The organism is Rhodococcus sp. NPDC019647, from assembly GCF_044389235.1.
GTDB classification, from domain to species: domain Bacteria; phylum Actinomycetota; class Actinomycetes; order Mycobacteriales; family Mycobacteriaceae; genus Rhodococcus_F; species Rhodococcus_F oxybenzonivorans.
Window position 1 is genome coordinate 779,351 of the sequence record NZ_JBIRXS010000001.1, and the last position, 13,092, is coordinate 792,442.

The window sequence follows — 13,092 nt, forward strand, 5'->3', positions numbered from 1 at the left end:
CTAGTCGCCGTCCCGGAGTGCAGCGAGTTCTTCGGCCAGGGTCTTCACCGTGTAGCGGATCTGGTCCTCGGAGTGGCACGAGGTGACGAAGAATCTCAGCCGCGCCAAATCCTCGGGCACGGCGGGATAGAGAATGGGGTTTACGTTGATTCCGCGCTCCAGCAGCCTGTTCGACAACTTCAGTGTTTTCAGCGAGTCACCGACGATGCAGGGAATGACAGGCGTGTCCCGCGTGTCACCGGTATCGATGCCGGCCTCGGTGGCCAGTGAGAGGAACAGCTGCGCATTGTGTCGCAGAAGGTCGAGCACCTCCGGCTGGGCGCGCATCTGACGAATCGCGGCCAGCGACGCCGCGGCGTTCATGGGTGTCATGCCGACGCTGTAGACGAAGCCGGGGGTGGTGTACTTGAGGAACTGGATCAGCTCGGAACTCCCGGCGACGTATCCGCCGCAGCCGGCCAAGGCTTTCGACATGGTGCCGGACCACAACTCGACATCACCGCGGTCGACGCCGAAATGTTCGCCGATACCGCCGCCGGTTGCCCCGAGCACCCCGATGCTGTGCGCCTCGTCGATCATCATCAGCGCCTGATGCTTCTTCTTCACCGCGATCATGGCCGGAAGGTCGGGGATATCGCCGTCCTGGCTGTACACGCCCTCGATGAGGATGAGGACCCGCCGGTACTGCGGACGGATCGCGGTGAGCAGGGCGTCGAGCGCGTCGTGGTCGTTGTGGGGGAACGGGCGGCGTGTGGCGCCGGACAGTGTGCAGCCCTGCAGGATGCTGTCGTGCGCCAGGCTGTCGTGAATGACGAGGTCACCTTGACCGACGAGGTGCCCGATCACGGTCACGTTGGTGGCGTGCCCACTGACCAGGACGATGGCGTCCTCGGTGCCGAGTAGTGCGGCGAGTTCGGTCTCGAGCTCGCGGTGGACCGGCTTGTCACCGGAGAGCAGCCGGCTGGCCGAGCACGAGCTGCCGTAGCGGGCGACGGCGTCCTGTACGGCGGCGACCACGGCGGGATGGCCGGACATGCCGAGGTAGTTGTAGCTCGAGAAGTTGAGAACTTCGTTCCCGCCGATGATCGAGGTGTCGCGGGTGACCCCGTCGTTGATCAGGAAGTAGGGGTTGGTGACGCCGAACCCTTCGGTCATGGTCAGGCGCTCGGAAAGTGCCTTGACCTCAGGGAAGTCGGCGATGCGGTACTCGGGCCGGACCATGCGGGGGGCGGTTGCGGGGCCCGCCGATGCCACCGCAGGTTCGGGAGTCGGGGCAGCGGCCGGCGACGCCGCGGGTTGCAGTTGCGTGCTCACGTGGTCGATCAGGTCGCCGAGGGTCGTCGACGGCGAGAACCACTCCGGGTCGATGACGAGTTCCGGGAAGGTTCGTCTCAGCCCGCTGAAGAGGTCGGCGACCATGATCGAGTCGAATCCGAGGTCGCCGACGATGGTGTGTGCGGTCCGCAACGACCCGGCCGGGAACCCGCTGACACGCGCCGCCTCGCCGCGGATTCCCTCGGCAATCTCTTCGGAAACGCGTTCGCGGGTGGCGGTGTCGGCGTGGGGTGTCGCCGATGCGGGCGTCGAGATGCCGGCGCCGTTATGAGCGACGGCGGCGAGGACGGCGGCCTGCTCCCGGAACAGTGCAATCAGGTGCTCCATGGTGGAGTCCTCCGCTTTCGGTGCGTCGGTGATCGGCGTGGTGGGCGGTTGAGCGTCGGCCGCCTCGGTCGCTGTGGTCGCCCCGACAGTGGTGGAAACCGACGTCCAGAAGCGGGCGGTGGTTGCGAAGGAGTAACCGGGCAGTCGTCGGCGCACACGCGCGCCCGGTTCGTAGAGCGCATCCCAGTTCGGGTCGACACCGTCCCGGTACAGGGCAGCGACGGTGTCGGTGAGCTCGTGACCGGTGGCCGCCGGGCCGGGACACGGTAGGAGGTACTTCGCGGCAAGGTCGGGATGAGCGCGGGTGAGGATCGGCGCCAGGACCCGTGCGGGTCCCACCTCGATCAGATGCGTCGGTTCGGCCGCCGCCGCGGCGGCTGCCGCGTCCGCGAACTGCACGGTCGCCTCGATGTGGTCGGTCCAATAGGTGGCATCCATCGGTTCGTCCACGTCGAGTAGCCGTCCGTGCACGGTGGAGAAGATCGGGATGGTCGGTGGCCGGTAGGTGCAGCCGGTCGCGACCTCGGCGAAGGCGTCCGACACGGGCCTCATCAGCGGCGAGTGGAACGCGTGGGAGACGGCGAGAGGCCGGACCGCGAAACCCCTCCCGGCCAGAGACTTTCGGATCGCCTCGAGTGCGCCCGCCGACCCGGACAACACAAGGTCCCGTGGCCCGTTCACCGCTGCCAGCGCGACCGACGGTTCACCGGGGAGGAGATCGGCGACCTCCTCCCGGGCGGCGCGCACGGCCAGCATCGCACCACCCTCTGGTAACTGCTGCATGAGCCGCCCCCGGGCGGTGATGAGGCGGCACGCGTCGTCCAGGTCGAAAACGCCGGCCAGCGTCGCGGCCGCGTATTCGCCGACGCTGTGGCCGACCAGCCACGCGGGCTCGATGCCGATCTCGGTGAGCACTCGCGCCAGCGCGTACTCCACGGCGAAGAGAGCGGGCTGCGCGAACTCGGTTCGACGGATGTCGTCGTCGCCGGCGTCGAGTAGCAGCGCGCGGACCGATCGGCCCAGATGTGGTGCCATCTGCTCGTCCACGTCCGCCAATGCGAGTCGGTACGCCGCCGACTGCTCGTGCAGCTGACGCGACATTCCCGGGTACTGTGCGCCCTGACCGGTGAAGAGCCAGCCGGTGCTCACCGGCCGTGCGGTTCCGGACGACACCTCGAGCAGGCTGGGGTCGGTCGCAAGCGTGCGCAGGGCGGACACGGCCTCGTCGCGGTTCTGTACGGGCACCGCAAGGCGGTGGCGTCCGGAGGCTTTCACCTGGTTGGAGGTCCAGCACACCCTGGCCAGTTCGGTAGCGGGGCGGGTGGCGAGATGGTCGGCGAGGACGGCGGCGTTGCGTCGCAGGCCCTCGCTGTTGTTCGACGCCAGGGTGAGTACGCCGCCGCCGACGCCCACCGGGACGGCCTCGTCGGCGGGCGCGGCGGCCAGGAGCAGGTGGGCGTTGGTGCCGCCGAGCCCGAAGCTGCTGACCGCACCGTAGACGTCACCGTCGGGCAGGCTCATCGGCTCCTTTGCGAGACGGAGCCCGTTGTCGGCCAGTCGAAGTCGAGGGTTCTCGTCCTCCGCGCAGCGGGTGGGCGGTACCACACGGTGGTGCAGGGCCAGCGCTGCTTTGATCACCCCGGCCACCCCGGCCGCACCCTCCGTATGACCGAGGTTGCCCTTGATCGATCCGATCGCGCACGGCTGCGGGCGGGGAACGCCGTGGAGGTGACCGAGTGCCTTGATCTCGATCATGTCGCCGAGCACGGTTCCGGTGCCGTGCGCTTCGACGAACGCGACGCGGTCCGGCGTCACCCCGCCGCGCCGATAGGTTTCGCCGATGACCTGCTGTTGGGCCCACCGGTTGGGTGCGGTGATTCCGTTGCTGCGGCCGTCGTTGTTGACCGCGCTCGCCTTGATCACCGCGTAGATCGGCAACCCCTCGGCCTGCGCGTCCGCGAGGCGGCGCAGCACGAGCACGGCGGCACCTTCACCCCGGCCGATCCCGTTCGCCTTGGCGCTGAACGGTTTGCATCGTCCGTCCGGTGCCGACAGCCCGGCCTGGGTGTAGAAGACGTTCAGGGCGGGGGTGAGGGCGATATTGACACCGCCGGCGAGCGCTTGGTCGCACTCGCCGGCTCGCAGCGCCGCGCAGGCCAGGTGGACGGCGACCAGGGACGACGAACACGCGGTGTCGACGGCGATACTCGGGCCCTCGAGGTCCAGTTGATACGAGATTCGATTGGCGGTCATGAAGTAGCCGTTGCCACTTCCGAGTTGCGGCGTGATCCGCGAGAGGTCGCTCATCTGCAGATTCCACTCGTTGGCCATCACGCCGACGAATACGCCGGTGTTCGAACGGGCTTGGCCCCGCGGATCCAGGGTGGCGTCCTCGAGGGCACGCCACGCCGTCTGCAGGAGCAGGCGTTGCTGCGGGTCCATCGCCTGGGCCTCGCGGGGGGCGATGCCGAAGAACTCGTGATCGAAAGCGTCTGCGTCGCTGAGGAATCCGCCGCTGCGGTTGTTGATCGCGCCCGGTCCACCCGCTTCGTTGTAGAAGTCGTTCGCATGCCATCGGTCTTCGGGGACGTCGACGATTCCGTCGCCGCCGGCCATCAACAGTCTCCAGAGCGCGTCGGCGTCCGTTGCCTGTGGGAATCGGCAGTCGAGGCCGACGATGGCGATGTCGGTCATGCGGCCCTCTCGTACCGGTCCTCGACTTCGGTGGCGATGAAGACAGCCATCTCGGCGATGGTGGGGTAGTCGAATACCACAGTGGGGTCCAGTTCGAGTTCCCACTGGTCTTCGATCTCGCCGCACAGGCTCACCGCAGATACCGATTCTATTCCCAGCTCGGCGAGCGGGATGTCGGGGTCGACATTGTGCACCGGCTGCTCTGTATAGAATGCCACCCTTCGGGTGAGCCAGTCGATAGCCGGGGTGAGGTCGCGGGTGGGGTTCACGAAAGCAGGCATGGGGACGTTTCCTTGTCGGCGAGGGGGGTGGAGGTCAGGCGTGTGCAGGTGTGGCGGTTCGGCTGCGGAGGCCCTGGACCGCCGGATCGATTTCTTCGTGCAGCACCGCATCCACCCGGTTCTCGAGGAACGACGCGCGCATCGATCGGCGTTGAACCTTTCCGCTGGTGGTGCGGTGCACCCCGTGCCGGTCGACCAGGACGACGCTCGGCGCCGGCACGTCGAAGGCCCGGGCGACGGAGAGTTTGATCTTTCGGGCGAGGTCCGTGATCGTCACGCTGTCGTTCTCTCCGTGACCCTGATCGAGCAACCCGGTCTTGACCTCGTGGATCACCAGTAGGCGCTCGTGGCGTCCGGTGTCCATGGAGAACACCACTCCGGCCGATCCGGTGAGGGCTGGATGCAGTTCGCGCACCGCCTCCTCGATGTCCTGGGGGTACAGGTTGCGTCCGTTGACGATCAGCAGGTCCTTGAGCCGGCCCGTGACAAAGATTTCACCGCCGACGGAAGCGCCGAGGTCACCGGTGCGCAGGAATGGCCCGTCCCCGCCCAGGGTGGTGGCGTGGAACTTCTCCTCGGTGTCCTCGGGCCGATTCCAATAGCCGGCGGTGACGCTGCCCCCGCGGATCCACAGTTCCCCGACCCGGCCCTCGGGCAGCTCGTCGGTGGTGTCCGGATCGACGACGCGAATGTCCACACCGAATGCGCGGCCGCTGCTCACCAGTCGAGTGCCACCGGCCATCGGAGTGAGCTCGTTGCGCTCGAGTGCGGCCGGGTCGACGTCGAGGTACACCGGCGGGCTGCCCACGGCTCCGGCGGTGGCGAGCAACGTCACCTCGGCCATTCCGTAAGCCGGGAAGAACGCGTCCGCCCGGAACCCGTAGGGCCGGAGCCGGTCGAGGACGGCCTCGAGGGTGCGGGGGCGGATCGGTTCTGCCCCATTGAGAGCGACCCGCACCGAGGAGAGGTCCAGGCCGGTCAACTGGTCGTCGGGGATCCGTCGGGCGAGAAGGTCGTACGCGAAGTTCGGGCCGACGGTGATGTCGGCGCGGTAGCGATCGATCAACTGCAACCAGCGCACCGGGCGCTTGAGGAAGGTCATCGGCGACATGAACGCAAGGTTGCTGCCGGCGTAGAGGGGGAGCAGCAGCATGCCGATCAGCCCCATGTCGTGGAAGTGCGGAAGCCAGCCCACAACGCTGCCTGCCTCGCCGTCCCTGATGGCCGCAGACATGGCCTCGACCATGGCCGCCGCGTTGTGCAGGAGGTTCCCGTGAGTCACCATCACGCCCTTGGGCTCGCTGGTGGATCCCGAGGTGTACTGGAGCAAGGCGAGGGTGTCGCCGTCCAGTTCGGGCATCTGCCACTCGTCGGGGTCGCCGAGTTCGGCGTCGGTCGACGCGACGGCGACCGTGCCGGTGAGTCCGGAGTTGCCGATCCACGCCGTCAGCAGTTCTTCGATCGCGGACGTGGTGAGCACCAGACCGACGTCGGCGTCCTCGAACATCGTGGCCACCCGCGCCATGCTGCGGGCGTCGTGCGGCACGGGGGCCGGTACGGCGACGACACCGGCGTACAGGCAGCCGAGGAATGCGCGAAGGAAGTCGATGCCGTCGACGTACAGCAGCATCACCGGGCGGTGGGCCTCGGGCCGCGTCGACAACCACGACGCGATCGCCCGCGCATCCTGGTCCAACTGGCGGTAGGTGAGAACCTCTTCGACGAGTTCGCGGCCGACCTCGCGATGGTAGGTGTAGGAGCGTTCCTCACCGTAGGTGGCGGCCTGGGCTCGAACGTGTGACACGAAGTCGGAATGCACTTGATCTTCTCCCTCGAAGTGGACGATTCCTACTCTCGTCCGCATCGCCGGGGGATTCCATCAACCCCAGGGGTGGAATCACCCCCACCTCCGGTTGGTCTCGCGTCACCGTGGGATGGGCAGTGTCACCGGGTATTGGAGTGCCTCGGGAGGTTGATGTTTCTGTGCCGCAGGGCTTTTCGGTGAGGCCAGGGGCTAGGTGATGAGCGCCCGCCCGACGCCGCACACGGCGATGGCCCAGAGCACGCTGGTGAACGTGCCGATGATGAACTGCTCGGAGGCGTGTGGTTCGCGCAGTTCGGGGTAGCGGGCCAAGCTCTTGACAGCCAGGACCACGGCGATACCCTCGGGCCACCCCGCGAGGATCGCAGCGGCGACGGCGGCACGCTCGAGCAGTCCGATCACCCGGCCGCCTCGCAACGGGCCCGCCTCGGGGCGGGGGTCGTCACCGGAATCGGGCTGGCGCCGGGCGATCCGGAAGGCGGCGAGCACCATCGGCGCCCCACCGGTGGTGGCCGCCGCCGCACACAGCACGAGCGTCGCACCCAGTGCGAATCCCTTCACCGGTGTGGTGGCGGAGCCGGCGACCGCGGCCGTAGCGAGGGCGGCGAGCCCGACGAGTGGGGCCGCCCACTGGGACACCCAGCGGGGAACACGCTGTGTGGCAAGCACCAACGGTGCCAGCGCCGCGACGCCGAGGGCGAGGAGCGCGACCGCCGTCATGAATCCGCCTTCTGTAGGAGTCGTTCGGCCAGTCGGCGGCCTGCCGTCTCGACCTGCCACCCCGCGGTGGCGAGGCGTTGCGAGACGGCCTGCTTGCTGATGCCCAGGCTTTTGGCCGCCTCCGTCTGGGTGAGCCCGCGCCGCATCTGCGCGACGGCTTCGCGGCCTTCGTCTGTACGGCGGGTGAGGAGAACGGCGACGAGGGTGAGAGCGGTGTCGGCGTCCGCGGACAAGTCGGTGTCGGAACCCTCCACCGCAACCCGGCCCGGGGCACTTTTCGCACGCTCGACGGCGACGCGGGCGAGTTCGAACGCCGGTCCTCGGCCGGCCCGCGTCTCGTCGGGGAGCGGTTCTTCCACGGCTCCGGCACCGATGCCGATGCTCCAGTGTTCGCGACCGACGAGGTCGAGGGCGAGAGCCACCACGGTCGCGGGATCTGCCACGACCGCCTGCATCTCGTCGCCGGCCGTGCGCTGAAACGGGCGGACGAGGCGGTGATCGCCGAGTTCGGCGATCAGGTCGCCGACACGGTCGATGTCACGGCGACTTCCGCGCTGATCGACGGTGAGGACGAACATTCGTCAAGGCTAGAACCTGGAAACTTTCCTGTCAAGACTCAGAACTTGACATCCTGTGTTCAAGGACGAGGGATAGACACACCCTCGGTCAGCGGCAACTCCTCGGCGTCGGATCGATCGACGGGCCGCCGAGAATCGACGATCAACCCGAGAATGCCGACGACGACGCACACACCGGACAGCAGGAGGAGGGCTGGATTCGTCTCACCGCTCAGGGCGTCCCCGAGAACCACGATCCCCACCGTTCCGGGGAGGATGCCCACGACCGTGGCGAGCACGTAGGGGAGCAGCCGGATGGAGGAGACGCCGCTGCAGTAGTTGACCACGGAGAACGGGACGAATGCGATCAGCCGGAGAGAGCCGACGGCGAGCCACCCCCGTCGGGCGATCCGCTCGTCCACCCGCCGGATCGTCGGGCTGGAGATGCGTTGCCACACGACGTCCCGGCCGATGGCGCGCACCAGATACAGAGCCAGCACCGCGCTGACCGTTGCGGCCGCGACGGTGATCGCGATACCGAGCCAGGCCCCGAACAGCAACCCGGCACTCAAGGTGAACACGGTGCGGGGGAACGGGAATATCGTCACCAGCGCATGCGCGACGAAGAAGACCAGCGGAAAGGCCGGGCCCACCGACTGCGCCCATTCCCGGATCTGCAGAACGGACGGATGGGGTGCCACCACCGCGACGACCACCAGCACGATTGCCAGTGCGGCGACGCCGATGACCCTGCGGTTCCCCAGGCGTCTCTTCACAGGGCACCAGGCTACCCGGCCGCACCACGAAGGGTCGTGCGAGGAAAACCGTCGAGAGCACGGTCGTATTGGAGACCGTCTCATCCGGACACCGCGGCCGCGCAGGCGCGACCCCGGCCCGCGGGCCGAGAATTCGGGCCAGCGCGGCGGCGGCCATCCTCCTACGATGGAGTAGTTCGCCGCGGAAAATGATTTCCCCTGACGGGCACGGTCAGCCCGAAGAACCGCTGAGTCACGGCGCCCCGGGCGCCGAACGGTTCCGGCGTCATGCTCATGACCTGAGGTTATCCATCATGTGGTGATCCTCACGATAGGAGAGCGGAGTCTGCGGCTAGCATCACACCAACACAACATATTGATCGATCGCTCATCAGGGCCATGCAGGGAGAGGAAGCGGACACCGTGTCATTAGCTTCAGAAACCGAGGAAGCTGCGCGGGCATATACCGACTGGCAGCGCTCCGTGGCGGGAGTCCTCGCGAAATCGCGGCGAGTCGACGCGGCAGACCTCGGTCCGGAACCCGAGAAGCTCCTCGAGACCACCACCTACGACGGTGTCACCGTCGCGCCGCTCTACAGCCCCCGGGACGAGCGTCCCGAGCAGCCGCTTCCCGGCGCGTTCCCTTACGTTCGGGGCGTCGACGCCACTCGGGACGTCAACTCCGGCTGGCTCGTCAGCGCCCGGTTCGGTGCGGGCGCCGATCCGGCGGACGTCAACCGGTCCATCCTCGACGCCTTGGAGAACGGGGTCAGCGCGGTCTGGCTCACCGTCGGTGAGAACACGCTGCCCGTCAGGTCGCTGGAGACGGCGCTCGACGGCGTGCTGCTCGACCTCGCCCCGCTCACCCTCGACGCCGGAACCGAGGTGACAGCCGCGGCCCGCGCATTGTTCGCACTGCTCGACGCGCGTGCGTCGGCCGGTGACGGCGTCACCGATCGCACCACGGTGCGCGTCCACCTCGGTGCGGCGCCGCTGACGAGCGCCTTCGCCGGTGTGACGGATATCGATCTCGGTGACGCGGTGGCACTGGCCACCGAGGCGTCGACCCGACCGGAACAGGTGCGCGCGATCACCGTGGACGGCACCGTCTTCCACGACGCGGGTGCCTCCGACTCGGAGGAGCTCGGTGCGTCCGTCGCCGCCGGGCTCGAGTACCTGCGGGCGCTCACCGCGAGTGGGCTGCCGATCGGAAAAGCGTTCGGCCAGATTGATTTCCGGTTCGCGGCGACCGACGACCAGTTCCAGACCATCGCCAAGTTCCGCGCCGCCCGGTTGGTGTGGGCCCGGATCGCCCAGGTGTGCGGTGCCTCCGACTTCGGCGGCGCGCCGCAGCATGCGGTCACGTCCGCCGCGATGATGTCGCAGCGTGATCCGTGGGTGAACATGCTCCGCACGACCCTCGCCGCGTTCGGCGCCGGGGTGGGCGGTGCCGACGCGGTGACGGTGTTGCCGTTCGATGCCGCGCTGCCCGCGGGGGCGCTGGGGGTCTCGCAGACCTTCGCCGATCGGATCGCCCGCAACACCCAGTTGTTGCTGCTCGAGGAATCGCACCTCGGCCGCGTACTCGATCCCGCCGCCGGATCGTGGTACGTCGAGGATCTCACGCAGCGGATCGCGGAGAAGGCGTGGGAATTCTTCCAGCAGATCGAGTCGGCCGGCGGGTATCTCGCGGGCCTGGGCGCCGGACAGATCACCGAGCGGATCAACTCGACGCGGGCGCAACGCGAATCGGACATCGCGCACCGCAAGACCGCGGTCACCGGGGTCAATGAGTATCCGAATCTGGAAGAGGCGCCACTGCCTCCCGGTGCCGCTGACGCCGGACGGGTGGCCCGGTACGCCGCCGCCTTCGAAAGGCTCCGCGACCGCTCCGACACCTATCTGGCGGTTCACGGGGTCCGGCCCACCGCGTTCCTGGCTCCGCTCGGACCGGTCGCCGAACACAACGTGCGCACCACCTTCAGCACGAACCTGCTGGCATCGGGTGGCATCGCTGCCGTCAATCCCGGACCCCTCACGGTCGGTGACGGCAGCATCGCGGCCGCAGCGGCACAGTCCGGGGCCGGTATCGCGGTGATCTGCGGTACCGACAAGCGGTACACCGCCGACGCCGCGGCCGCAGTCGAGGAACTGCGCGCTGCGGGTGTGGGCACCGTTCTCCTGGCGGGTCCGGAGAAGGTCGTTGCCGACGTGGACGGGGCTGCCCGCCCCGACGGATTCGTCACAGCACGCATCGATGCAGTCTCGGTCCTGTCCGATCTGCTCGACATCATCGAGAGCGCGGGGAACACCTCGGGCGACACAGGGAGCAAGAAGTGACTACTCGCGAGGTCAAGCACACGATCGGCAGCTTCGCCGACGTGCCGCTGGAGGATCCTCAGTTTCCGCAGCCGGCCGCACCGACCGCGGAACAGACGGACGCATTGATCGCCGCCGCCGCGGCGGCGAACCACTACACCCCGGAACAGGTGGTGTGGTCCACCCCCGAGGGAATCGACGTCAAACCGGTCTACACCAAGGCCGACCGCGACGCGGCCGAGTCCGAGGGTTACCCGGTGGGCAGCTTCCCCGGTGCCGCGCCGTTCGTGCGTGGGCCGTACCCCACCATGTACGTCAACCAGCCGTGGACCATCCGTCAGTACGCCGGATTCTCGACGGCCGCCGAGTCCAACGCCTTCTACCGCCGCAACCTTGCGGCGGGGCAGAAGGGTCTGTCGGTGGCGTTCGACCTGGCCACCCACCGCGGCTACGACTCCGACCACCCGCGCGTCGCCGGTGACGTGGGCATGGCCGGTGTGGCCATCGACTCGATCCTCGACATGCGGCAGCTGTTCGACCACATTCCCCTCGACAGCGTCAGTGTGTCGATGACCATGAACGGTGCCGTTCTGCCGATCCTCGCCCTGTATGTGGTGGCGGCGGAGGAGCAGGGTGTCGCTCCGGAACAGCTGGCCGGAACCATTCAGAACGACATTCTGAAAGAGTTCATGGTCCGCAACACCTACATCTATCCGCCGAAGCCGTCGATGCGCATCATCTCGGACATCTTCGCGTACACCAGCACGAAGATGCCGCGGTTCAACTCCATCTCCATTTCCGGGTACCACATCCAGGAGGCCGGTGCCACAGCCGATCTGGAGCTGGCGTACACGCTCGCCGACGGTGTCGAGTACCTCCGCGCCGGCCTCGACGCCGGCATGGAGATCGACAAGTTCGCGCCGCGGTTGTCGTTCTTCTGGGCCATCGGCATGAACTTCTTCATGGAGGTCGCAAAGCTGCGGGCCGGTCGTCTCCTGTGGAGTGAACTGGTTGCCCAGTTCGAGCCGAAGTCGGCGAAATCGCTGTCGTTGCGCACACATTCGCAGACCTCGGGCTGGTCGCTCACCGCCCAGGACGTCTACAACAATGTGGCCCGCACCTGCGTCGAGGCCATGGCCGCCACGCAGGGGCACACCCAGTCTCTGCACACCAACGCCCTCGACGAGGCGCTGGCGCTGCCGACAGACTTCTCCGCCCGCATCGCCCGCAACACCCAGTTGTTGCTGCAGCAGGAATCGGGGACGGTCCGCCCGATCGACCCGTGGGGCGGCTCCCATTACGTCGAGTGGCTCACTCACGAGCTGGCGAACCGCGCCCGGGCGCACATCGCCGAGGTCGAAGAGGCCGGCGGCATGGCGCAGGCCATCAGCGAGGGCATCCCGAAGCTGCGCATCGAAGAGGCCGCCGCCCGCACTCAGGCGCGCATCGATTCCGGTCGTCAGCCGGTCATCGGTGTCAACAAGTACCGGGCCGAAGAGGATCAGAAGATCGAGGTCCTCAAGGTCGAGAATTCGCGGGTCCGCAAGGAACAGCTCGAGAAGCTCGCACGCCTGCGTGAGGAACGCGATCCCGTCGCGGTGCAGGCGGCACTCGCCGAGCTCACCCGCGCCGCTGCCTCGTCGGAGGGCGGCATGGAGAACAACCTGCTCGCACTCGCCATCGACGCTGCCCGTGCGCACGCCACCGTCGGCGAGATCTCCGACGCACTCGAGACGGTGTTCGGACGTCACCAGGCCGAGATTCGCACCATCAGCGGGGTGTACCGGGACGAGGCCGGGAAGGTGGACAACATCAGTAACGCAACGGAACTCGTCGAGAAGTTCGCCGAGGAGGAAGGCCGCCGCCCGCGTGTCCTCATCGCGAAGATGGGCCAGGACGGGCACGACCGCGGACAGAAGGTGATCGCCACCGCCTTCGCCGACATCGGCTTCGACGTGGACGTCGGACCGCTGTTCCAGACCCCGGAAGAGGTCGCGAACCAGGCGGCCGACAACGACGTCCACGTGGTCGGTGTGTCGTCGTTGGCTGCAGGTCACCTCACCTTGGTGCCTGCACTGCGGGATGCGCTCGCGGCGGTGGGGCGTCCCGACATCATGATCGTGGTCGGCGGTGTCATTCCGCCCGGCGACTTCGACGAGCTCTACCAGGCGGGCGCCGCCGCGATCTTCCCGCCCGGCACGGTGATCGCCGAGGCGGCCACCGGTCTGCTCGAGAAGCTGGCCGCCCAGCTCGGGCACGACCTGACGGGTACCCCGGAATAG

8 protein-coding genes are annotated in these 13,092 nt (G+C 67.9%); 2 read left to right on the forward strand and 6 right to left on the reverse strand.

Translation table 11 applies throughout. From position 1 onward, the window contains the following. From ACH49N_RS03745 to ACH49N_RS03770, 6 genes are all read right to left on the reverse strand, one after another. Entirely contained in the window at positions 1-4,356 is a 4,356-nt protein-coding gene (locus ACH49N_RS03745; RefSeq protein WP_358273996.1) for an aminotransferase class I/II-fold pyridoxal phosphate-dependent enzyme, read from the reverse strand. Then, positions 4,353-4,637, reverse strand: a complete 285-nt coding sequence (locus ACH49N_RS03750) for an acyl carrier protein (RefSeq protein ID WP_109330165.1) — start codon at positions 4,635-4,637, stop codon at positions 4,353-4,355. The genes ACH49N_RS03745 and ACH49N_RS03750 overlap by 4 nt, the downstream gene beginning before the upstream one ends. 34 nt (positions 4,638-4,671) lie before the next feature. Further along, on the reverse strand, positions 4,672-6,456 hold the full coding sequence (locus ACH49N_RS03755; RefSeq protein ID WP_358273998.1) for a fatty acyl-AMP ligase: 1,785 nt from the start codon (positions 6,454-6,456) through the stop codon (positions 4,672-4,674). Positions 6,457-6,651: 195 nt separating this feature from the next. Continuing rightward, on the reverse strand, positions 6,652-7,179 hold the full coding sequence (locus ACH49N_RS03760; protein ID WP_250773316.1) for a hypothetical protein: 528 nt from the start codon (positions 7,177-7,179) through the stop codon (positions 6,652-6,654). Then, positions 7,176-7,757 carry a hypothetical protein gene (locus tag ACH49N_RS03765; RefSeq protein ID WP_159922582.1) on the reverse strand — a complete coding sequence of 194 codons (582 nt, stop codon included), beginning with the start codon at positions 7,755-7,757 and terminating at the stop codon, positions 7,176-7,178. The genes ACH49N_RS03760 and ACH49N_RS03765 overlap by 4 nt, the downstream gene beginning before the upstream one ends. Before the next feature lie 59 nt (positions 7,758-7,816). Then, on the reverse strand, positions 7,817-8,512 hold the full coding sequence (locus tag ACH49N_RS03770; protein ID WP_358274000.1) for a TVP38/TMEM64 family protein: 696 nt from the start codon (positions 8,510-8,512) through the stop codon (positions 7,817-7,819). Positions 8,513-8,914: 402 nt separating this feature from the next. Here ACH49N_RS03770 and mutA point away from each other — a divergent pair, with 402 nt between their 5' ends. Next, positions 8,915-10,831 carry a methylmalonyl-CoA mutase small subunit gene (gene mutA, locus ACH49N_RS03775; RefSeq protein ID WP_358274001.1) on the forward strand — a complete coding sequence of 639 codons (1,917 nt, stop codon included), beginning with the start codon at positions 8,915-8,917 and terminating at the stop codon, positions 10,829-10,831. Then, positions 10,828-13,092, forward strand: coding sequence for a methylmalonyl-CoA mutase (scpA, locus tag ACH49N_RS03780; protein WP_109330158.1), 2,265 nt, complete (start codon positions 10,828-10,830; stop codon positions 13,090-13,092). The genes mutA and scpA overlap by 4 nt, the downstream gene beginning before the upstream one ends.